This window comes from Paenibacillus sp. J31TS4, assembly GCF_018403265.1.
Taxonomy (GTDB): Bacteria; Bacillota; Bacilli; order Paenibacillales; family NBRC-103111; genus J31TS4.
Map to the genome: position 1 here is coordinate 299,698 of NZ_BOSI01000004.1, position 21,181 is coordinate 320,878.

General features: G+C 45.4%; 20 protein-coding genes and 1 pseudogene. 6 read left to right on the forward strand and 15 right to left on the reverse strand.

What is annotated here, in order from left to right; translation table 11 throughout:
* Window positions 1-38 precede the first annotated feature (38 nt).
* Window positions 39-776, reverse strand: coding sequence for an SDR family NAD(P)-dependent oxidoreductase (locus KJS47_RS18760; RefSeq protein WP_213526599.1), 738 nt, complete (start codon window positions 774-776; stop codon window positions 39-41).
* 189 nt (window positions 777-965) lie between these two features.
* On the opposite strand from KJS47_RS18760, the gene KJS47_RS18765 reads away from it, so the two are divergent.
* On the forward strand, window positions 966-1,568 hold the full coding sequence (locus KJS47_RS18765) for a TetR/AcrR family transcriptional regulator (RefSeq protein ID WP_213526600.1): 603 nt from the start codon (window positions 966-968) through the stop codon (window positions 1,566-1,568).
* Window positions 1,569-1,659: 91 nt separating this feature from the next.
* Here the strand turns inward: KJS47_RS18765 and KJS47_RS18770 are convergent, their stop codons facing one another.
* Window positions 1,660-2,055, reverse strand: a complete 396-nt coding sequence (locus KJS47_RS18770) for a VOC family protein (RefSeq protein ID WP_213526601.1) — start codon at window positions 2,053-2,055, stop codon at window positions 1,660-1,662.
* A 97-nt stretch (window positions 2,056-2,152) separates the two neighbouring features.
* Window positions 2,153-2,653 (reverse strand): DinB family protein, encoded by a 501-nt coding sequence (locus KJS47_RS18775; protein ID WP_213526602.1) that lies wholly within the window; start codon window positions 2,651-2,653, stop codon window positions 2,153-2,155.
* A 444-nt stretch (window positions 2,654-3,097) separates the two neighbouring features.
* Between KJS47_RS18775 and KJS47_RS18780 the strand changes: the two genes are divergently transcribed.
* Complete coding sequence (locus KJS47_RS18780; RefSeq protein ID WP_213526603.1) at window positions 3,098-4,114, forward strand: AraC family transcriptional regulator; 1,017 nt, start codon at window positions 3,098-3,100, stop codon at window positions 4,112-4,114.
* Between the two features lie 175 nt (window positions 4,115-4,289).
* Complete coding sequence (locus KJS47_RS18785) at window positions 4,290-5,084, forward strand: SDR family NAD(P)-dependent oxidoreductase (RefSeq protein ID WP_213526604.1); 795 nt, start codon at window positions 4,290-4,292, stop codon at window positions 5,082-5,084.
* 134 nt (window positions 5,085-5,218) lie between these two features.
* Here the strand turns inward: KJS47_RS18785 and KJS47_RS18790 are convergent, their stop codons facing one another.
* The 5 genes from KJS47_RS18790 to shc form a co-directional block, all read right to left on the reverse strand.
* Window positions 5,219-6,082, reverse strand: coding sequence for an RNA polymerase sigma-70 factor (locus KJS47_RS18790; protein ID WP_213526605.1), 864 nt, complete (start codon window positions 6,080-6,082; stop codon window positions 5,219-5,221).
* The gene (locus KJS47_RS18795; RefSeq protein ID WP_213526606.1) at window positions 6,060-7,361 is read right to left on the reverse strand and encodes a phytoene desaturase family protein; all 1,302 of its coding nucleotides are present in this window, start codon (window positions 7,359-7,361) and stop codon (window positions 6,060-6,062) included. The genes KJS47_RS18790 and KJS47_RS18795 overlap by 23 nt, the downstream gene beginning before the upstream one ends.
* A gap of 70 nt (window positions 7,362-7,431) precedes the next feature.
* Window positions 7,432-8,127 carry a CD3324 family protein gene (locus KJS47_RS24335; RefSeq protein ID WP_306433036.1) on the reverse strand — a complete coding sequence of 232 codons (696 nt, stop codon included), beginning with the start codon at window positions 8,125-8,127 and terminating at the stop codon, window positions 7,432-7,434.
* A gap of 11 nt (window positions 8,128-8,138) precedes the next feature.
* A complete protein-coding gene (locus KJS47_RS18805; RefSeq protein WP_213526607.1) occupies window positions 8,139-8,843 on the reverse strand; it encodes a hypothetical protein in 705 nt (234 codons plus the stop codon).
* A gap of 134 nt (window positions 8,844-8,977) precedes the next feature.
* A complete protein-coding gene (shc, locus tag KJS47_RS18810; protein WP_213526608.1) occupies window positions 8,978-10,840 on the reverse strand; it encodes a squalene--hopene cyclase in 1,863 nt (620 codons plus the stop codon).
* Window positions 10,841-10,935: 95 nt separating this feature from the next.
* On the opposite strand from shc, the gene KJS47_RS18815 reads away from it, so the two are divergent.
* The 3 genes from KJS47_RS18815 (at window position 10,936) to KJS47_RS18825 (ending at window position 12,862) form a co-directional block, all read left to right on the forward strand.
* Window positions 10,936-12,051, forward strand: coding sequence for a DUF2515 family protein (locus tag KJS47_RS18815; RefSeq protein ID WP_213526731.1), 1,116 nt, complete (start codon window positions 10,936-10,938; stop codon window positions 12,049-12,051).
* Window positions 12,020-12,433, forward strand: coding sequence for a CBO0543 family protein (locus KJS47_RS18820; RefSeq protein WP_249716535.1), 414 nt, complete (start codon window positions 12,020-12,022; stop codon window positions 12,431-12,433). Before KJS47_RS18815 ends, KJS47_RS18820 begins: the two co-directional genes overlap by 32 nt.
* Window positions 12,434-12,652: 219 nt before the next feature.
* On the forward strand, window positions 12,653-12,862 hold the full coding sequence (locus KJS47_RS18825; protein WP_213526609.1) for a hypothetical protein: 210 nt from the start codon (window positions 12,653-12,655) through the stop codon (window positions 12,860-12,862).
* A 14-nt stretch (window positions 12,863-12,876) separates the two neighbouring features.
* Here the strand turns inward: KJS47_RS18825 and KJS47_RS18830 are convergent, their stop codons facing one another.
* The 7 genes and pseudogenes from KJS47_RS18830 to KJS47_RS18860 all read right to left on the reverse strand — a co-directional run bounded on the left by KJS47_RS18830 (window position 12,877) and on the right by KJS47_RS18860 (window position 21,152).
* Window positions 12,877-13,503, reverse strand: coding sequence for a type 1 glutamine amidotransferase family protein (locus tag KJS47_RS18830; RefSeq protein WP_213526610.1), 627 nt, complete (start codon window positions 13,501-13,503; stop codon window positions 12,877-12,879).
* Between the two features lie 200 nt (window positions 13,504-13,703).
* Complete coding sequence (locus KJS47_RS18835) at window positions 13,704-14,060, reverse strand: nucleotide excision repair endonuclease (protein WP_213526611.1); 357 nt, start codon at window positions 14,058-14,060, stop codon at window positions 13,704-13,706.
* Window positions 14,061-14,201: 141 nt separating this feature from the next.
* Window positions 14,202-15,752, reverse strand: a complete 1,551-nt coding sequence (locus KJS47_RS18840) for an SAM-dependent methyltransferase (protein ID WP_213526612.1) — start codon at window positions 15,750-15,752, stop codon at window positions 14,202-14,204.
* A gap of 185 nt (window positions 15,753-15,937) precedes the next feature.
* Window positions 15,938-16,747: pseudogene (locus KJS47_RS18845) on the reverse strand (NADP-dependent oxidoreductase); the annotation flags it as partial.
* Between the two features lie 26 nt (window positions 16,748-16,773).
* Window positions 16,774-17,379, reverse strand: coding sequence for a hypothetical protein (locus KJS47_RS18850; RefSeq protein ID WP_213526614.1), 606 nt, complete (start codon window positions 17,377-17,379; stop codon window positions 16,774-16,776).
* Window positions 17,380-18,438: 1,059 nt separating this feature from the next.
* A complete protein-coding gene (locus KJS47_RS18855) occupies window positions 18,439-19,164 on the reverse strand; it encodes a hypothetical protein (RefSeq protein WP_213526615.1) in 726 nt (241 codons plus the stop codon).
* Window positions 19,165-19,943: 779 nt separating this feature from the next.
* The gene (locus KJS47_RS18860) at window positions 19,944-21,152 is read right to left on the reverse strand and encodes a hypothetical protein (protein WP_213526616.1); all 1,209 of its coding nucleotides are present in this window, start codon (window positions 21,150-21,152) and stop codon (window positions 19,944-19,946) included.
* Window positions 21,153-21,181: the final 29 nt, after the last annotated feature.

The window sequence follows — 21,181 nt, forward strand, 5'->3', positions numbered from 1 at the left end:
CTTGATCAATATCAGAGACAAGCTCCGATTTCTTCCAATTATTGAGCCGTGTAACCACCGTCTACGATCAAGCTATTGCCGGTCATGAAAGACGAATCGTCGCTAGCCAGGAACAGGACGGCTTTTGCCATTTCTTCCGCTTGGCCGAGTCGTTTCATCGGAGTCATCGCGGTCAAGGCCTGCTTGCTCTCTTCCGGGATAATCGGCGTATCAATGAACCCCGGGCACAAGGCATTCACGCGGATATTGTGCTCTGCATATTCAAGTCCGAGCGAACGAGTCAAGTTGACCACGCCGCCTTTCGCTGCATTGTAGGCGGCCGAACCCGGGGAACCGACCCATCCGTACATGGATGCCGTGTTCACGATCACGCCTCCGCCGGTCCTGAGCATCTCGCGAATCGCATCTCTTGCCACTAAGAACACGCCATCCAAGTCAACATTGACCGTGTTGCGCCATTCGGAGTACTCCAATTCATGCGAAGGATGAACGCGCCCGATGCCTGCATTGTTGAAGACGACGTCCACTTTGCCGAAAGCTTCTACCGTTTGTTTGTAGATATTGGCTACTTCTTCTTCGTTCGTAATGTTTGCTTTGACGAATAGCGCTTCCGCATTCTTCGCCTTCAGCTCGCTTTCGAACGCCTTTCCTTTTTCTTCGTTCAAATCGACAAGGACCACCTTGGCCCCTTCGGAAACGAATAAACGAGCCGTAGCCGCGCCGATTCCGGACGCTCCGCCAGTGATCACCGCAACCTTGTTTTGCAGTTTGCCCATCGTAGGATTCCTCCTCGTATATTATTTGAAATAGCATTCCACCATCACGTATCTTGTGAATAATGGTACTATTCTATTCACAATTTCATTGTACCCTTCCCATCGCGGGTAACCAATCATCAAGATATTAGGATGTGTCTTAGTAGTAGACATTAGGTGAGATTATGTCTTTTTATCGGAGGTGTTTGCATGGAGAACGTTCAGAACGGCATCACGCAACGGCAGAATCGGACAAAGGAACATTTGAAAGCAGCCCTTATTCGCCTCATCAAAGAAACGGGCTACCATGCCGTTACCGTGAAAGACATCGTAGCTTCCGCCGCTTATAATCGCAGCACCTTCTATGTCCATTACCGGGATAAGATCGATCTGGCGGAAGATCTAATGAAGTCGATGCTCCAAGGATTAGAAGCTTCCGTCGGGATAGCATACATTACAGGACAAAAAGTATGGACGGCAAACTTGAACGCGCCTTCCTTCAATATCGTTTCTTATATTTATCGTCACCGCGATTTTTTCGAACTCATTAAGTGTGAGGATACGCTGCCTGGGTTACATACGGAATTCCCACAGACCATCCTCAAGATCTACAAGGAACAGTTTGTCTTCGAGACGATTAACAAGATCCCCGTCAACATGGACTACTTCAAGCTTTATACCGCCTATGGCTTTTATGGGCTTATTCTGAATTGGATCCAAGACGATTTTCGGGAACCCCAAGACGAATTTATCCAAAAGGTAATGGAGTTAGCTCAAACACATATCTACTCGTTCAAATATACAGGGAGATAGCGATACATACGTAAAGAAGGCAAGCTGCGGCGCTTGCCTTATCCCTATTTTTATCCGCGCGAATACCGTTGGTGGATGGCCTTATGCGATCCTACATTTGAATCGCCATTAGTCGGTTTCCATCGGGGTCTTCGAAAATGACGATGTTGTTTTCTAGCACCTCATTGTGGATGACAATGCCGTTTTCCTTAAAAAACTGAAGCGTCTGCCGAATATCGTCTGTTTTGAAAAACATCATAGGTTGGGGGCCTGGCGACGCTCCATGGTTGGAATCCAGCAAGATCTCTGTTCCCTCGAGATGCAGCGTATAAACCGTAGACAGTCGCCCCTCCAAGTAATCATCGTTGAAGGGCAGATCAAACACACGGCAATACCATTCCACCGCTCTTTTCATATCGGAAACATGGATAAATACCGACCCTATTCTTTTTTCAAGCCTACTTCCCGCCCGAGTGATAGTTCGTACTTCTTTATGCAAACTTTCCATGGCAATACCTCCTTGCGACCATTTTCCCTCTTTAATTGGAATGTAAGTCATTGTATTCGCCACGTTTCCTTTTATTTCCTCCCTCGTCCGCCAGAGCTCATAGAGGCGGCGTGGTGACGCCCAGTTGTGCCCAGCCTTCCTTCGAAGGCCCATAGACGGCGGGGATGGGCAGCCCCGCCTGGCGCATCAGAACGGTAACCTGTCCCCGGTGATGGACAATATGCTTGATCAGGCCCATGAAGATCGTGGCATTCGATTCCTTTCGGCCAAATGCCGTTTGGATTTGCGCCAGAGAAGCATCCGTCCACTGCTCCTTCAGAGCAGCTTCCACCTGCAGGCTGACCCGTCGAAAGGTTTCCGCGATTTCTTTCGCAGACGGCACTTCGGCGGAATGGGACACCTTGTCTACCGAGAGTCCGAATTCCGTCAGGTATTCCGGAATATTCGTGACAAAATGCCACGCAATCCTTCCCAGCGTCCGGCCTTCGGGATAGACCTGCTGCTGCAGCGCCTCATCGGTCAAGCCGTCCAACACTTTCTGGGTTAAGGCAGCCTCATTTTTCCATTCCGTAATGAACTCGTCAACTGTCGTATACATCTTCTCATCTCCTCCTCTTTTGTGCTCCTAACGGCGCTATAGGCCGTCCGTGGAAGGCAGGGCTTCGTGGGCCCTGCTCTAGCCTTTGCCTGTTTGCTGTCCGTTGTATATTGCCCATTTTACCCGTTAATAGTGACAGGTTCTGTCACTGTCACTAGGTTTTTCTCGCTTTTTTTCTATCAAGATCATCCAGACGCGGTTTGGCATTGTCGGGTAAGTAGCTCCTGAAGAAATTGCCAGTTAAGAGGACCTGTATCTCCCACATCCATTCCTATAAACTGGAGACGTAACGGCTTTTCGAGCGAACAAACCTAAGGTGCCCGCTCTCTTAATCTAATTTCCATAAGAGAGACGGGTCTATCGTGTTCACCTAATAGAAGGCTTATGCTGCCCATCACACCGATTAGCAGCAATATGGAGACTGCCTAAGGAGGATCAAATGCTATGAAGACTCATGCCTCCGACCGTATTAAGATGCCCCTGGGATTTTGGGCAAGCTTACGTCCATTGGGGATTGCGGCCCATGACGTGGCACGTAGAGCAAGACTTCCGCTTACCATTGTCCAGGAACCGGTCGTGACGACCGCGCAATATTTCGCGATTTGGCAGGCTTATGCCGATCTGATTGGCGAACCGGCCCTAGGCATCGTCCAGCTCGTGAACGCATTCGAACCAGCCCAGTACCCGCCGCCTGTCTTGGCAACCTACCATGCTCGTGATTACCGCGATGCGCTATACCGAACGGCTCGGTACAAGACCTTATGTCCCCCCGAAAGCCTACGCATCCACGAAGAAGGGGAGCACTGTATCATTGAAATGGAATGGATGCACACCGAGCAGCCCGGTCCGCCTATCCTGGCCGGCATTACGCTGGCTTTTCTGGTGGAACTGGGGCGCCGGGGCACAGGGCAACCGGTGACCCCCCAATCGGTCGAATTCATGCACCGGATAGGGGATGCGCAGGTCCTTGAAGCCTACTTCGGCTGCCCGATCCGTCTTGAAGCCCCCCATAACCGGTTGACGCTGGATCGAAGAGATCTGGACCGCGCTTTCGTCTCTTATAACGAAGAGCTGCTGGAGATACTGACCCCTGCTCTAGACCAATCGTTGGATGGCCATCTGCGGAACCGCTCCATGAAGGAGACGGTGCTGTGGATCTTGAAGCGCAGTCTCTCAGGGGGCTGCCCCGATATTCATGCTGTTGCGAAGGAACTGGGGATGAGCGATCGAACGTTACAGCGCAGGCTGACTGACGAGAGCACCAGCTTCAAAAGCTTGTTAACCCAAGCCAGGCAGGAGCAGGCACGAGCTTACTTGGCGGACGCCTCGCTTGATATTAAAGAAGTGGCTTTCTTGCTTGGATATGAAGATCAAAACTCTTTTTACCGTGCTTTTCGTATGTGGGAAGGCGAGACTCCTACCAATTGGCGGCATCAATATGGAGAGACCACTTCGCATTGAGGAATGGATAAGCATGCCTACCATCCCATTGTGAGCTGGGAGTGTACCCCTTCGTTGGCGTGTTAAGCAAGAACTTTGGCGCCGTGTACTAGTTACTGGACCATGCAGACAGAGTAAGATAAGCACTACCCGGAGCACTACAAGGGGAATGCTTGGATAGAAGGGGACCTGTCTGATGGAGATGGACTTAAAGAATAAAACAGCACTAGTTACAGGATCAACGAAGGGCATTGGCCGGGCGATTGCGATTGAGCTTGCTAGAGAAGGGGTCAACGTCCTGATCAATGGCCGGAACTACGAAGAGGTTGAACGAACGGTAGATCAAATCAAAACCGATTTCCCGGCTACCTCTCCTCAGAATGCGACGGCTGACCTTGTGGATAGTCAACAAAGAGAAGCGTTGTTTGCAAACTTTCCAGAGGTCGACATTGTTATCAACAATGTAGGCAAGTATGAGATTATGCAGTATGACGACGTTAGCGATGAAATATGGGAAACCTATTTCCGTACCAATGTGCTGGCTGCCAATGGATTGTGCAAATTTTATCTACCCAAACTGCTGAAGAAGGACTATGGCCGAATCATCTTCATCGCGAGTGAAGAAGCCGTCATGCCCTCTGGACTGATGCCTCAGTACGGCATGACCAAATCTATGCTGCTGTCTTTATCCAAAAGCTTATCCAAACTCACAAAAGGAACCGAGGTTACCGTCAATACAATCATGCCAGGACCCACACTTTCTGAAAATGTGCAGCAAATTATCGAGGGGATGTATCCTGACGAAAAGATGGCGTTTTCCGAAAAAGAGAAGAGCTTTGTGACAGCGAACCTGCCTCATTCAGAAATTGAGCGATTTATTAGACCGAGTGAAATAGGCAGACTGGCTGCATTTGTATGCAGCCCTTATGCATCGGCATTGAAAGGCTCTCCCATCCGAATGGATGGAGGCTTGGTGCCGACGATTTTTTAATCATCAGCTACACAAAGCCCAGAGTGCGGGTCATCGACTGGCCCGAATCCGGTAAGGATTAGATAGCCCCCTAAACTTGGTTTAGGGGGTTATGGTGATTTCCGCATCCAAGTCCGGATTCATTCCCTCCGTAACTATACATGTCGTAGTTTATCGGGATTTGCTACGGCATAGATCGCTTGAATTTGATTGTTTTTAAAAGCAAATGAGTAGATATACTGAATGTTCTCATCCGTTTTAACACGAACCCCTGGCAGCCCGTTTACGATAAAGAACGAACTAGCATACTTCCCTTCATACATTCTGAGCAGATTTTGAAGCAACTGGATGACTTTATCAAAGCCAACGATAGGAATTTGCGCAGCTATTACTTTGCCTCCGCCGTCTGAATAGAAAACGACATTTTCACTGACCAGCTCAAGCAGTTTGCTCGTATTTCCTTGTAATAAAGAGTCCACAAACTCCTTTATATGCCTCTCTGCCGTGGAGACCGAAGGGAGCTGGTCGGGATCGAAATGAATGCCTTTTTTCGCTCGATGATAGATTTGGCGGCAATTTGCACTGCTTTTTCCGACCATTTCCGCTACTTCCTCATACGAATAATGAAAAATCTCACGGAGCAGGAATACGGCCCTTTCTACAGCGTTTAATTGCTGCAAAAGCAAAAGGTACGCTGTAGAAATAGACTCGCGCTGCAAATACGCATCGGACGGATCTCCTTCCAGAGCCTGTTTCTCGATCAGGGGCTCTGGAAGCCAAGGTCCCACGTACTGTTCGCGTTTCTTGGCCGACGAACGGAGAAGATCTAGACACCGGTTCGTGACGATTTTGTATAAAAATGCTCTCTCATTGTGAATCGCAGCGGAGTCGGGCAGCTGTTCATAGGCAAGAAAGGCTTCTTGGACAATGTCTTCTGCATCCATAACACTCCCCAGCATCCGATAGGCCAATGAAAAGAGAGGGGTTTTATACAACTTATACAATGTTTCTATGCTCATAATAGGGTCTTCTCTCCATTTCTTCATGCGAGAGGATATGCTGGACAGCTCTTTTGGCGCTTGCTGTGGCAGCATCAACCAGCAATTCCCCGTGTGAAGCCCACTCTCCTGCTACATACAACCCTTTAATTTCCGGGACAGCGGGCCCTGGATTCTCTTCGCGCTGCAGATGCATGAAATCATGGCAAACCGTAATCTTGGGAAGGTATTGTTTGACCACTAATTCGTCCCGCCAACCGGGCTGTACCAAATCCAAGGTTTGTTCCAGGTCTTGCAAATCCTTTTCTGAATTCGTCTCCCTTCCTTGATACTTGATCACACATACGACCTGTGCCCCATCTTCGCTAAGATAAGCGGCGCGCGATTGATTGGAGAGAAAAACAGGTTGATCGATTCCATAGACAAATTGTTGTTTCGGTTTGGGAAGCCGGCGCAATGCTACATCCAAACAAGCTGCCGTGACTTCCATCGCCTGTTCTTTCCACGTATGAAGAGCGGTTGCTTCTGCACGGGGCACCAACTGGTAAGCGACCGATGGCGGAGTGGTGACGACGATATGGCTCGCCTTTACTTTCGTTCCGTCTTCACAAAGGACTTGTTGGACTTTTCCGTCCTGATGCTCAATACAATGGACATGGCTCTTGGTTAAAAAGCGCACTCCGTATTCCGATGCTTTTTCCCTTAACTCATCGACCAATGCGCCCCAGCCCCGATCCAGATACAAAACACCTTGCAGGGAGTTTTGAAGCTGCTTTAAAACCGGACCGGCAGCTTGTAAGTCGGGCGCCGCCACATAACTTGCCGTTCGCAGCAGGGAGTAAAATAAATTTCGAACCATCGGATCCCGCAAATTTGCTTCGATCCATTCGCGGAGACTGATCTGATCGTATTGGTGAGTATCCAGTTTTCCTAATTTCGTAAGCCACGCGGCTACCTCCAGTTTCCCTTTCCAGGATAAGAGAGGGGTGGTGAATAAGGATTTCACTCCCATAGGCAGAGTGCTTAATTTTCCTTTCCAAATCCCATATCCATCGATGGAAGGTTGGTTTCCTTGTAGACGCAAGCCTAATTCACGGAATGTAGCAAGGGCATCCCCACTATACAAGGCATGCCCTCCCAAGCTGAAGTAAACCCCTTTTTTCTTATTCGTAATAGCTCGCCCGCCTAAGCGCTCCTGTTTTTCAATGAGGATCGCTTGTTTGCCTGCCTTTGCTGCATAGATCGCAGCTGTTAAACCAGCGATTCCCCCGCCGACAATGGCCACATCGTATTGTTCCATTCGACTCATCCCTTCCGTTTGTTGTACCAGTATGACGGGGAGGGGGAGCGGTTTGTGACAAGGAAGGCCCTCATTGAACAAAAAACAAAACCGTGCCATAGTACTTCATAAATCGTTTATAATCGGCGTTTCCTGTTAAGACAACGATGGTCGGATACGCATTCACTTTCCGCTGGATTAACGCGGCCAGTAGCTCCCTCTGGACGATGCAAGAGAATTTGCCTTCTTCGTACTGAATAAGAAGCGGCGGGAGAGAGGCTGGCTGATCCTCCCGTTCCTCTGCGTAACCGCCTCCGCTCTCTAGTCGCTCACGCTCAATGAGACGCAGCGGAAACTTCACGACGCCAAAATAGTGACGATCGTCGTTCCGGAAGTCATCTACGAGAGGAGCGGCTTCGGGGGTAAAGAGCAGATAGCAGTGCATCCATTCTTCGAGCATCCCGGCATCCGCGTATTGGACCGCAGAGGCGACCGTCGGCGAATAGGTTAACCGGCTGTCCTCGTGTTTTTTCGAATAAATGATTTTCTTGATGGAGTCCAGGGACAGACAATATTCGTCCGCTAGCTCCGAGACCGTCCGGCCATAAGCGTATTTGTTGCGAATCATGAGGTTGCGCTTCTGCAGCTGCTCCCGGTACCCGGACGATTCGCCCCAAGCCTTTCTATCCTCTCCCGAAGGAATATACAGCAGTTTTCCGGCCGCATACTTCTGAAGCTCTTTCAGCAGTTCCTCCGGCAGGATATCACGAGCATTTTCATAGTTCATCGAATCACCATCTACAACGCGTATAGGCGAGCCTTCAGTTCCCGGACGGACTTCATGATGGACAGGCAGGATTCCGTATCGTCAATGGAGGCATGCCAACGCAGCGTGTCAATCCCTTTGTAATAGGCCATACATAAGTAACGTTCCTTATAATCGGGTATGACAATGTCCCTCTTCTGGCAATACGCATACAGCAGTTCCGGTATCCTTAAATACGGCTTGTTCAAGTCCATAATCGCAAAATCCAATAGAAAATCGCCAATGCCGGATCGGCTCCAGTCGGGGAACCCGACCGTTGTTTTGCCGTCGGTGATCATATTGACGAAAAACGTATTGTTGTAAACCAAATAACGTTTTCCTTCACAGTACGGAATACGGTCCTCCATCTCCTTCCTGTATTCCTCGAAGAAGGCACGGTCTAATATCGTCGTTTCGTACATGTCCGTCCAGTTGTACCAGTACCCCTCTTTATCCTCCGCAAAAGTGCCGATCAGAAAGTCTCTGCAGGTCGCATACTCGGTTTGGCAGTCCTCGTTAAACTCCCCATAGCCCTCGATTCCCGCTATGTCGGATGAGCTGATCTCGAAGATCTTGTTAAAAAACAATTCGTAGCATTCGGCAAACTGCTGCGGGTTTAACTGATCGGCAACAAACCCATTTGGCGTCATATTCACCTGTTCCGAAAGCAACGCTTTGATCTTATTGTCCTTGCCCATTTTCTGCACCCTTCCTTCCCGATGATAATCGCATCAGCTGCGCATCTGATATTGGTGATCATATCATTGGAATTCATTGGGATATAGGCAAGGAATGCTTTTAAGTAACTTTTGCATAGGCCATTAGTCTTTCGCTATTCAAACTTCCTTTGATAATGCGCGAAAGCAAGAAGAGGGAATATATATCGGTAGCTATGATAATGGATATAGAACGCTCCACCCATACCTTGGCCTTTTGGATAGTCGGTGGTCCAATCCTCCTTCTCAAGGGAATCCAGTAAATAGGTCATTCCCTTCTGGATGGCTGCAGTCGGCCGGTTAGCAACAGCGATCAAGGCATCCAGCGCCCAAGCTGTGTCCGTCAGCGTGCTCGTCTTTAACGGAACGTAGGTCATTTGAACGTCACTTTGGCATGATTCGCCCCATCCGCCGTCCGAATTCTGAATACTCATCAGCCATGCCGACGCCTTTTGAATGCTTGGGTGGCTCTTCGGTATGCCTACTGCTTGTAAGCCTGTGATCGCCCCCCATGTTCCGTAAATATAACAAATCCCCCACCGTCCGTACCACGATCCGTCCGTCCGCTGATTGTTGAACAGCCACTGCACCGCATTCCGGACAATTGGACGGTTGGCGGGAAGGTTCGTATAATTCCCGAGGAATTCAAGGGTTCTCCCGGTCAAATCCGCACAAGAGGGATCCATCAGCAGAAACGGTCCCTTCTCAAGCGGAAGGAACTGCAATAGCTTAGAATCCGTATTTTTCTCAAAAGCGGGCCAGCCCCCATTATCGTTTTGCATCGACAGCAGCCAACTGACTCCCCTACCCCAGGCGGTTGGATGGCGCGACGCCATTCTGGATATGGACCTTAACGAGGCCGTCGTATCATCTACGTCTGGATTCATGGTATTCACATCCGAAAACCCCCAGCCGCCAGGCATGCCGTTGGGATTGTGCACAACCCAGTCGCCATAGCGATCCTGCTGCCGACTCAGCAAATACTTAGTTGCCTTCGTCACCATAGGGTCCTCGTGCGAAACGCCCGCCGCCTGGAGAGTAAAACTGATTAAAGAGGTATTCCATACATTTGCAGTGGTGTATTGCATATGGGGAAGGCCCTTCACTTCGCTTTTCATAGCCCGAAGCCCCTCGACGGCCTTGGTAATAACCGGATCCGTTTTCTTATACCCTGAGGAGAGCAGGGCAAAAATCATCAAAAAGGTACAGCTATAATAGCTGTACAAGGTTCCGTCCGGCTCCACATGGTTCAGCATATACGTTTCGGCACGCTCAAGAGCTAAGCGGCGCAGCTCGCCCTTAACGCCGAACAATCGTTTGATGCCGTCCTGAATCAAGGAGAGAAGCGAACGCCACTCACTTGAGTGAACCCACTGGTCCTCTTCCTCCCCTCTCCCTTTCAAATCGGACAAGTCAGGAGCATAGGCGGATGGAATAGAAAACTTTCGTTCCGCTAGTATCAGGATCGGGGCCAAATTGGCTCTCCCGAACACAGAAAAGGAATAGAAATTGATCGGAAAGCTGGTTGGGAGCAGAATCATTTCAATCGGGAGCAAGGGATGGGAGGGCCATTCGTATTGCCCCGTTAGTGCCAGCATGATTTTCGTAAACATGCTCACTTCCGATAAACCGCCGTTCGCGATAATAAACCGGTTAGCGGCACGAAGACGCTCCTCATCCTTGCGGTACAATCCGGAAAATAGCAAAGCGTAATAGGCCTCTACAGTGGCCGTTACATTGCCTTCTCCTTCGTCATAAAATAGCTTCCATGCGCCATTTTTCTGCTGCCTGCTTATAATCCTTCGGCAAAGCCCTTCGATCAATTCCTGATCATAAATGTCTAAAGTCCGTAATAAAATTATCATATAGGCATCGGTAGAAATACCGGTCTCAAACGGATAAGCCCACGATCCATCGGGAGACTGGTCTTTTCGAAGCGTATCAAGGATCCTCTGTCTCCCCTTGCTAGTATCCATCATTCCGGCACTCCTTCCTCCCACGAAAGCATGTTAGCCTATACATATTCGGCTCTCCTAAAGAGAATTCATAAGGGAGGGAAGCGGCTATCCCTTTCATCCGAAACCGTCATAAAACACCGCTTGAGTCAATTCGCGAAGAATTAAGGAAACGAAAGAAACGCCCCCCTGCCATCTCGAATGCGTTGGCTCTCTCGGATCATAAGCTATTGAACAAAATTAGATTGCTTACCCATGAGCGCAACCTAAACAATTTGACGAGAACGAAAGCCTATCTCGAGTTTTATCTCCGGCATCCTGAAGTCCACTGGGCGTTCTTGGGCCATATGGTTTCCCGCAATGGCGGATGGAATATGACCGATCTTAAGGGCGAGTTTCTCACCAAGCTGCTCTCGGAGAAGGAACAGGAAACCTTTTTTCATTTTTTAGAACGCGGCAATTGGCTGATTTTCCAGGACGTATACCCGCAATTTCTGCTTTACGAGGAGAGTTTAAAGCAAAATAGACCGTTGTTTTATCTGATGCCTCACTTGCAGGTTTCGATTTTTATGGAAACGATTTGGAACTATTTTTGGAGAGTCCGAGATTCCTATCTCCTGTGTATCGCGTTAGTCATCAACGAACAAAGCTACTTGGAACAAAGGGTCATACAAAATGCTCATTATCAAAAAGAAGTCTTATCCAAACTCGAATTTCAACTTCAGGATTGGCTGTCCTTTAATCAAATTCTTTTTCCTTCGGAAGGCGAGAAGATCAAAGGGCAAACCCTTCACCAATTCCAATCTCTTCATGAGCGTATCTTGCTTGGAAAAAGGCTGTATGCCATTTTATTTAAAAATAAGGAGTTCCATGCGCAGGCCCTGGATTGGGCGAAACTCCATCCGCACACGGGATCCAGGAGGGATTACTGGCCGCATTTGTTCCATTATGTGAACGAAGGCATACCGGGAATAGCCTATCCGTTAAGGCTGAAATCGTGCCGGCTTCTCAAAGGAGCGAGGAAGATTTACAGCCCAAAACTCGAGTATGCCTGGAAACATGTAAGTCAGCCGGAGGCAGAACCGGGAGATTGGTTTCAAGATCTGAACGTAGTGGATTATTTGGAGGATGACATCGGGATGATGGACGGTGAGATTAAGAGTGAATACTGCAAAGCATTGGGTCGGCTTGAGGTTGCTGCGCTTGCCCAAAAAACGATCCCTTTTTTGGAGTAAAAATAGTTTGTTATGCGCGCTCCTGGCATCCCTGATGGGCACCTATTTGGATCTTTATTTTGTCGGAAGAGGGCTGTATCAGTTTCCTCACCGGCTACTGCCGGAGATCTTCTCCATTAATATCGTCTTCACTTTAATCGTGCTGCCTCTATTGACGATGATTTTTTTGTACGGCCTCACCCCAATGAATCCATTAGGGAAAGCATGCATGATCCTGTTTACTTGCCTGTTGATGTCCATCGTGGAAAAACTGGCAGAGCGACTCGGAGCGTTCGTCCATTCGGATCAATGGATGCATATATACAGCTTTTTCGGATACTTGCTGTTTTTGACGGTCATTTCAACGGTTTATTTTGCAGCCGCCCGATCCAGCTCGGCCTAATTTCCCGGCAGGTCGCCCATTCCTCGGATGCTCCCTTGTTCCATCAAGACCTAGATCAAAAGCCTTCCTTAGTTTGATTGCTAAGGAAGGCTTTTTTGTTATACAGAATCCGTTGCTCTACCGAGTTGGGGCGCATCCAAATGCCGCATCGTGTCCAAGCATTCCTGCATGAAGAGGAATACCTTATGGTATCCCCCTAAAAAATGAGGAGCTGATAGCATGAGCCGGTTTCCGGATGTGGTCATTATCGTCAGAAGCAAGAAAAATTTTGCCAACATCGGTAAAGTACGCATTATAGGAAGTGTATTCCCTTGCCGCAGAACTTTAAGAGTAGGAGCCCCCGTAAAGGATGCGGTGCTCTGTCTGCTGCAACACGGGTTCGTCATTACAGAACAGAAAAATATCGGCGTATTTTTCCGTATTCGATGAGCTGGATAGTAATGTCATTGGATGGAATTCATTAACTCGTAGAAATAGTTAGGTTCATGAGTTTTATTAAGACGATACCAAGCGTCTAATGTTTTTGGAGAAAATACATCTAGCGCTTTTAAAACATGAACAGAAAATTCTAATGGAGCTACTCCGGATGCGGTGATCAATCTCCCATCGGTGACAGCAGATTCCACTTTGTAATATTCTTCGCCCGTGTAAGAATGGCAAACCATTTTAAGGTAGGCCAAATCATTGCTTGTGTGCCAACGTGAATCTAACAATCCTGCTTGAGCAAGTCCTAAGGTAGCACCGCAAATTGCTCCAACTACTATCCCTTCCTTTAAACACATCTCGGCAATTTTTAATATGGGCACGTGAATAGCTTCTGTCCATGTATTTCCACCAGGTAAAATCAGTGCATCTACGCTTTTCATGCTGCACTCATCCACTATAATGTCAGGCATTATTTTCAATCCGCCCATTGTAGTTACTGGAGTCTTTTCTATCCCAACGGTGACTATTTTTGCTGGAGCCAGCCCCTGTCTGAAGTATCTTCCAGAGTTCAGTTCGGCGGCTAAATAACCTATTTCCCAATCGGACATGGTATCAAACACATAAAGATATACTGTATTATTCATTTCTAAGTGCTCCTCATAAAGTTTATTAGTAACAGCAACCATTCATCTTTCATGAGTGGTTATCATTATAATAAAACAACTTCACTGACAACTGCTGTCAGTGAAGTAACGGCTAAAACCATTTAAGCCCTTATAGACAAAAACAAAGAAGCAATATGCCCCTCCCTTTGGGAAATCGCATATTGCCTCGGTTCGCTGCCTTATGGATTCAGCAATTTATCCGTATTGTATTTCGCCCCAAGCTTGTTCGCTATATAGGTTTCATAAATTTCCCGCTCCACGGGGTCCTCTACGATGTACACCTCTATTTTCGTCACTTCATCCCGGTGATTCTTAATGGGCGAGACGGTATCCTCAAAATGCTTCTTGATCCGCTGCCGTAATTTCCGGGCCTTCCCTACAAACAGCAATTCATCCTTGCTGTTATAGAACATGAAGATGCCGCCTTTTTCCCTGGTGATCAGGTGGAAATCCGTAAAGCCGTAAATGTGGCTCAATTCGGGAGCCTTCTGCTTATAGATGATTACTTCTGGTGTTGGGATGGTAATCGTTATCAAGTTTAACCACGTCCTCTTAACGTATAGGATTACATCGTAACATAGAACGATCGCTATCGTCTCTTTATAAATAGGATATCCCTAGTTGAACACAACAAAACTGGTTAGGAAGAGGCAAAAAGCTTCTGAACTTGGTTACGGCTACTCAAAATGGCTTAGCAACGCCAATGCCTCTTCATGATCAGGTTCAAGCTCTAATAATTTTCGCACGTACCCCAATGCATCTTCGACTAACTCTAACTCGAAGCAGCAAATGGCTAGACAATAATAAACGGTAGAGACAACCTCATCTCGCTCTTGCTGTACGGATTGTTCCAAATACCATTTGGAGTCCTTGTACATGCCCATCTCAAACAGGATCAAACCGGCATCTAGCGCTACATCATACCGTTGCTCCATGACGTAATAGGACGACCACATCCTCTGGATGCCCCTCAAAAGGTCCTGCTGTTCTTCCTCGTTTGCCTCTGGTAACAGTCTGGAGATCTGCTTCGTGTTCTGAATGAAAAATTCTGCATCATATCCACCCAAACGCCAAAAACTTAAGAGTTGCTGCAGGCCCATACTATCGTGATGGCGATCCACCCATTCCTTCAAACTATAGAATTCGTCCGGACCAAATCGTTCCACACACCGACGATAAGCTAATCTAACATTTGGATAATCCATGGGTTTGTCCAAATTGAGAATACAGCCAACATTTATATTTTTATAATGATGAGGGGGGAACAACACCAAGGCTCCCCTTTGCTCGAAAACATGCTGAAACGCATGGTAGTTTGCCGTTAAGGAGAAGCTTCCATGTAAGATCAGCTCTGGGGGATCCGCGAATTTCCAGTTATCCAGCAAGTGGTCTCCTTTGTCTGCGGTTATCAATAGGAATCCCGCTTGAGATAGCCGATTCAAACGCTCTAAACAGCTTAGTCCAGAGGTCGGAAACAAAATATGCGAGTCTTCCAGTTGTTCCCGATACAGGGACATGACATCACGGTAAGGATAGGTCTCTTGTTCATACTCAGGTGCCCGGCGATACTCATATTGCAAATTTATTTGCTTTAACCATTCGGACGGTTTAAGGGAATCCTTACGTTCAGGATAGTCGATATGAACATCTGCTTCATAAACTTGCCCATCGCCAATATAAAGCAGCTCTTGTGGAATGCTATCAAAAAAGTAGTTTGCGATTATTATTAACGGTTGCTTTAAATCTCCTTCGCGAATGGTTGCACCTGATACAACGAGGTTCAGTACGGTATCATGGACAGCATCAAATTGCGCAAAATCCAATATTCCGTCGGTTATAAATGATTGTAGAGCGGGATGTTCCTTCCAAGCCATCACATTATTCATCGCCAAATCCGTCATGATATACCGGAACGAAGGCAGTGCGATCCCCGCGTAATCTCTTAACTGGCACAACTCATCCAACACATGGTAAGCAAAACGTCCAGCCCCTGCTCCAAGCTCCACAATGAAAACGGGATCTGCACGATACCCCTTATTCGCCTGATCTTGAAGAAGCGCAAAGATCATTTCTGCATAGGCAGCAGCGATCATCGGGTTACTCGTTATATATTGAGGAACTTGGTCATTGTTCCAGGCCTTCGTTCCTTCCTCTTCATAATACTTTCGCTGGATATCCCAAATAGGCGCCTCACTGAAGCGATAACATTCTTTATTATTACCTGTCATTTAAACGTTCCTGCTCTCTTGATGTTATTCAACTTCCCAATACGTTACTTTCATTCAGTATTCCTGCTGTTCCAGCCGTTAATTCATCATCCTCGGAGGTTTTCGCGTCATCTATGATATGGTTCACCGTATCATTCTAACATCGATTATTTGTGTATACGAATATCAATGTATTTTTTCCATAATTACTTTATTTTAATGACTACTTTTCCCTTGGCCCTTCCGCTTTCCAGGTAATGAAATGCTTGCTCGGCATCCTTCCAATGATACACCTTATCGATAATAGGCTTAAAGAGGCCTCCCTCAATAAATTCCTTTATAATCTTCAATTGTTCACCGCTCGGTTTCATAAAAAGGAAGTGATACCTCGTTTGGCTCTTCTTCTCTTGGGCTGTGATCCTTCGGCTCACGATGGACAAAATTGTAGTTTTCATCCAACCCAGTTTCGCTTCTTTTCCAAATCTAGCGTTTGGCATGCCGGAGATGGATACGATTTGTCCGCCTGGTTTCAGTACCCGGAATGATCGCTCCAATGCTTCTCCACCTAAAGTATCAAAAACAGCGTCATATCCGGCAAGTAGTTCTTCAAAATTCTCTTTTTTATAATTAATAATTAGATCGGCCCCCAACGATTTGACCAATTCATAGCCTTTCTCGCTTGCTGTTGTGGCAACAAAAGCACCCATCAGCTTGGCCAATTGAATGGCGAAGGTTCCTACGCCTCCCGAACCCGCGTGAATCAATAGTTTTTGGCCTTTTTGAAGCTGTAATATATCAACAAAAGCTTGGTAGGTGGTAAGTCCAATCAGCGGGATCGATGCAGCCTCTTCAAAGGTGAGATTCTGCGGTTTCAGCCAAATATCCTCCTCATGAACAGCAATAAATTCAGCTAATGTTCCGATTCGGGTTTTGCGAGGTCTTCCGTAAACTTCATCTCCGGGCTTAAATGTATTCACCCGATCGCCAACCTTGACTACAACTCCGGAGAAATCGTTCACATTGTGAAAAAATAAAACAGACATCAATTAAGTCCCGATGCCTGCATACTTTGAGTCTGCTCATACCTTTCTTCAATATCCTTAATTAGATTCATCCAAAACTCTTTATCATCAGAAATCTCAGAGTAATGTTCGATAATTTTTGTTGTTCTTCTTCTTATATCAATTTTATTTAGATTTTCTGTAACTTCTTTAGGAGTATCACTTGAACAAATAACACGTTCAACTTCTACGTCCAATATATGGAGCAGTAATTTTACATTAACTAGGATTTGATAAACTCTACTCGACATCATACTGAGTGGTAGATTATTAAATTCCCTAATTACGATGCGAAATAAGTTTAGTTCCGAAATCAAAGTGTCTTTACTTGGGTGATATTCTTTATTCGGCCCTGGCATCATAGAGAATAAACACCCAAAAGAATATTCCAAATAATTATCAAGATGTATTTTGACTTTCTTATTCATTTCTATTTCCCTATTCTCTTCAATCTCTTTTTGCTTTTGGATTGTTTTATTCGCAATGAGAAAGCTAATAATGCCACCTATAATTGTACCGAAAAGAGTTCCAAGAACTCCAATCCACGCAGTTAGCGCTTCCTGGGAAAGAAGATTTAGTGAGTTCATAATATGGAGCTTCCTCCGTTTTAATGTTCTTATAAATTTGCAGTAATTTCTCAAACGCCTTATTTTGCGAAGTTTGCAAACAGTTCATATCCGTAATTTTTTTCAAATTCAAGTGTACTACAATCATAGCACCAAATTGGAAGACATTGTCGTATCTAGTCACAAAAAATTCCCCTAAAGTCCTTGGTCAAGAACACAATAGCGGATATTCGAAGCTTTCCTCTTCTTATATTTATTGTAACCGCTTCTGGAGACGCCGAGAAATCGACATAGCTCCTCTACACTGTACGCTAGGGCTGCTTTTTCAACGGTTTCGTATTTGCGCTTTACACCTCCTGTATCCAGATTTTCAAACACTTTTTTAGCATCGCATTCTCCCGTTTAAGCTTTTGTACATATCGATCTTGGTCAACATAGTCTTCACGGCTGCCTCGTTTATCCATCAACCCAAATTGACCAAGCTACTTAATTCCTCATCCACACAATGTACCCCTAGAATTCATCGGTTAAACACAGGGGTTTTATCCAATGTCCATTCTAAAGGGTGCACTTCACTTCCTTTGGGGGGATAAACAATCTCTATAACATCTTCCTGCATCTCTCCTGCAGGCCGCTATACTCTTCTTATCACCAAATTTTCGCCGTCACTTATGATAAGGCTCAGCTTAACGGGGGTAACGGCGAAAAATCCGACGCGGCGCATAACCGCCAACCTTTTACCCACCTACTGCTTAATAAGTTCGGGAGGCCACCGAAGTAATTGTCGGCCTAATTGTCGGTGTTTCAACTATCGTACCCGTTGCACAAAGAATATCATGACTAAAGACCTTAAGGTTTGTCTACGCACCGTCTTGATGAAAGCAACTTACTCTTTTTAATTTCGCCATCTAAATTTACTCCCTATGTCTTTAAGTGGTTTCGTGTAACGTTCCTTGCATTCACCAAACCTCCGAAGGAGGTTGTCGCAGTATCCACTTCAAACCCACGTCTGCGACCGAGGGTGCCAGCCTGATGCGTGAACGCGGTGTTAGCCGAAATTAATGCCATCGTTGAGATCGTTTAATAACTCACTTCAAAATAACCTCTTGCACAGGGTTCTGAGTCATCTTCCCTTTGTATTACAAAGAACACTTTCGGATTAAAAACAATCTTTCTCTTATACTTCTTACCCGCGACATCCTCATATACTAATTCGAGTCTCAGAGGTGGCCAATTAAGTAATTGAGCAATCTCCTCGTCAGCTGTGTAATCAAAAAATAGGTCGAGAAGAATTGAGCACAAGTAATGGTAACTGGTGGGAAGTCTGAATTTAGTAGGTTCCTTGTGAGCGCTTGCTGGCAATATGTATTCAGATTTTGATTGCAAATCAAGTTTGGTCGCAGACAATCCCCCATTTTTCATTTTTATATTTACAAATTGACTTTTTTCATCGTAATCAATTTGATATACCTTCTCGTTGTTGTTTTTATGAATTATTTCGATAATTGCTTTAATATCGTATGACCAAGAAAGATTCAAATTCTTAGCAGATCCTAGCCCAATGTTAAAGCATTCAAGAGCAAAATCACCTGTTATATCAATATCTTTATTTATAGCGAGCCACTTGATTGGGATTGGAGAATTTTTACCGTTAAAAATGCTAAAACTAGCTTCTTTAAAAATAATTTCAGGGATTAACGATTGTTTCCTTTGTTTGTTTAGTTCTATCACATTAAAGAGAGCAATTCCCGAAGTGATAAAGGCTGCAACACTAGAACTCAAACTAATTAATTCTGTTGTATTCATGTTACTCCCCCTGCCCAAAGATAAGGGTACTTATTGCATTGCATAAATTTCGGCTAAGGTTTTGTTCACGAACTTCGTGAATACCTTCTAAAAGTCCGATATCCAAAAGCATTTCTATACCTCATCATATCATGCCTATGGAAAATAGCGGATAAGTTTCTAGTCAGAAAGAACTAAGAAACCTCTGAAACCAAAGGTTCCAGAGGCAAATTGTCTACCATTCCTTACCTGCAACACTCCAATTCTTCGCCTTCACTTATGATAAGGCTCACCGTATCATCTCCCAAGCGAAAAATGAGAGCACCAGAATCGGGGCTCTCATTCTTGAAATATAGCTCATTGATGTCGAATTGATTATCCTTTATAAGCTGAATTAAATCAATTTTGAATCGATTCATATGCTTTGCTTCCCACCGGTATTAGTAAAGCATTTGCCTTGATTTCTTTTACGAAATCATCTGCTACCTCTACAACCATTTTAGGTGCCACAAAACACCACCACTAGTCGGCTTTATCCTTTACATAATGGAAACTACTTAAATATACTGGCTCACCGATCCCTATTTTCCATTCGTAAATTTCCATTATCCAGTTGCCCCCTAAAGTTATTATGTGCAAATTATTCCATAAAAGAGTCACATAGGCGAGCTCGAGCACTGGTTTTTAATAGGTTGCCGATAAAGGCGGCACTCTTTTTACTTTTGAGTTAGAGCCATAAAATACAAAGAACCTTTCCAAGATTTTAGCGGAGAAGGTTCTTTCCCTTATCTAATCAATTTTTATTGAACAGAGTAAGTGCTTTTGACTTCTTGTTTGAAGTACGGGTTAATTAGATCTTCAAAAATTTCTCTTCTCTCCGTATTGCTCTTATCCAGGAAATCTACACTTTTGTACCACTTAATAAGATGGTCTCTGTCAAAATTCTTACGCTCACCGATATACATAAACGCTCCAGCTAAGTATGTGACAAAGTCTATTCTTTCAGGAGCATCTAGATTTTCTTCGATAAATGTAATTGCCTTGTCAAGGCCTTCCAACGCGATATTTATTATCGATCTAATATCCTCTGCTTCGAATTTACTGACCAATGAGGCTTTCACATCGGAAGGAAACGGGCAGAAATTCAATTTATGTGAATCGTCACCTCTGAAAACCTCAATTGCTGGATTAAGCATTGCCAAGGGAATTGAGATTTCAGTAGATTTTTGTACAAGTAAGTCAGACATTTCAGCTTCACGTAAACGCTCCAAAAATTTATCAGAGTATTCTGAGTAAAAATCCACTCCCTTAACTAGCATTTCCGTAAGTTCCACTTGAACACCAGTTACTTTTGTTCCCGCTAAGTTAAGTACCTCAAACCACTCAAGTTGTTGCTCCTCAGTCAAATCGTACGCAATATTCACAATGTAATAATAACTCATAAACTTATTTCGAACCTTGTTTAACATATTGCTAATGTTGAACGGATGAAGTAGTGGCCTTTCACCGATAAACCTCTCAAGTACTTGAGGGTCTTTATTATATAAAACACCAACTGGTACTTGGCTGTCTTTTGGAGCTTCGAAATTTAGCAAAAACTTACCAATCGATATATCAAAATAAACATTGTTAAAATCCGGATGACCGATATACGCTTTATAATTACATGTCAATCTTTGCTGGCCATCTATAACAGAATCTTTGTTAAGAATTTGTTCAGGATCCAACTCAAGTCTATCAATAAATGAAATCTGAATGCCTACATCACCCTTTTGACGAATCCGATTTATCGATATTGGTGAGACAGCGGCAAAACCGCGAAGTTGGAAATTTAAGAGTGCAATTGATTTTTCTAGCTGCCAGCGAATATAAGTTTGAAAAATCGGCAGGACAATTGCCCCTTTTTCAATGTCACTACAAAGTTCCCTTAATGATCGAGTAACCGATTCTTTTGTTGGATCAAAGTCAACATACCTTGCCAAGTCCTTGTTCACTCTAACTGCTGCCATCTAATTGCAACTCCTCTCAACCGATTAAA

Coding starts and splice junctions, on each gene's coding strand:
- KJS47_RS18770 (WP_213526601.1), bottom strand. CDS start 2,055: ATGGAAAGTTTGCATAAAGAAGTACGAACTATCACTCGGGCGGGAAGT.
- KJS47_RS18850 (WP_213526614.1), bottom strand. CDS start 17,379: ATGAACTCACTAAATCTTCTTTCCCAGGAAGCGCTAACTGCGTGGATT.
- KJS47_RS18760 (WP_213526599.1), bottom strand. CDS start 776: ATGGGCAAACTGCAAAACAAGGTTGCGGTGATCACTGGCGGAGCGTCC.
- KJS47_RS18855 (WP_213526615.1), bottom strand. CDS start 19,164: ATGAATACAACAGAATTAATTAGTTTGAGTTCTAGTGTTGCAGCCTTT.
- KJS47_RS18780 (WP_213526603.1), top strand. CDS start 3,098: ATGAAGACTCATGCCTCCGACCGTATTAAGATGCCCCTGGGATTTTGG.
- KJS47_RS18860 (WP_213526616.1), bottom strand. CDS start 21,152: ATGGCAGCAGTTAGAGTGAACAAGGACTTGGCAAGGTATGTTGACTTT.
- KJS47_RS18825 (WP_213526609.1), top strand. CDS start 12,653: ATGAGCCGGTTTCCGGATGTGGTCATTATCGTCAGAAGCAAGAAAAAT.
- KJS47_RS24335 (WP_306433036.1), bottom strand. CDS start 8,127: ATGAACTATGAAAATGCTCGTGATATCCTGCCGGAGGAACTGCTGAAA.
- shc (WP_213526608.1), bottom strand. CDS start 10,840: ATGATGGATACTAGCAAGGGGAGACAGAGGATCCTTGATACGCTTCGA.
- KJS47_RS18790 (WP_213526605.1), bottom strand. CDS start 6,082: ATGAGCATAGAAACATTGTATAAGTTGTATAAAACCCCTCTCTTTTCA.
- KJS47_RS18805 (WP_213526607.1), bottom strand. CDS start 8,843: ATGGGCAAGGACAATAAGATCAAAGCGTTGCTTTCGGAACAGGTGAAT.
- KJS47_RS18785 (WP_213526604.1), top strand. CDS start 4,290: ATGGAGATGGACTTAAAGAATAAAACAGCACTAGTTACAGGATCAACG.
- KJS47_RS18795 (WP_213526606.1), bottom strand. CDS start 7,361: ATGGAACAATACGATGTGGCCATTGTCGGCGGGGGAATCGCTGGTTTA.
- KJS47_RS18775 (WP_213526602.1), bottom strand. CDS start 2,653: ATGTATACGACAGTTGACGAGTTCATTACGGAATGGAAAAATGAGGCT.
- KJS47_RS18765 (WP_213526600.1), top strand. CDS start 966: ATGGAGAACGTTCAGAACGGCATCACGCAACGGCAGAATCGGACAAAG.
- KJS47_RS18830 (WP_213526610.1), bottom strand. CDS start 13,503: ATGAATAATACAGTATATCTTTATGTGTTTGATACCATGTCCGATTGG.
- KJS47_RS18840 (WP_213526612.1), bottom strand. CDS start 15,752: ATGACAGGTAATAATAAAGAATGTTATCGCTTCAGTGAGGCGCCTATT.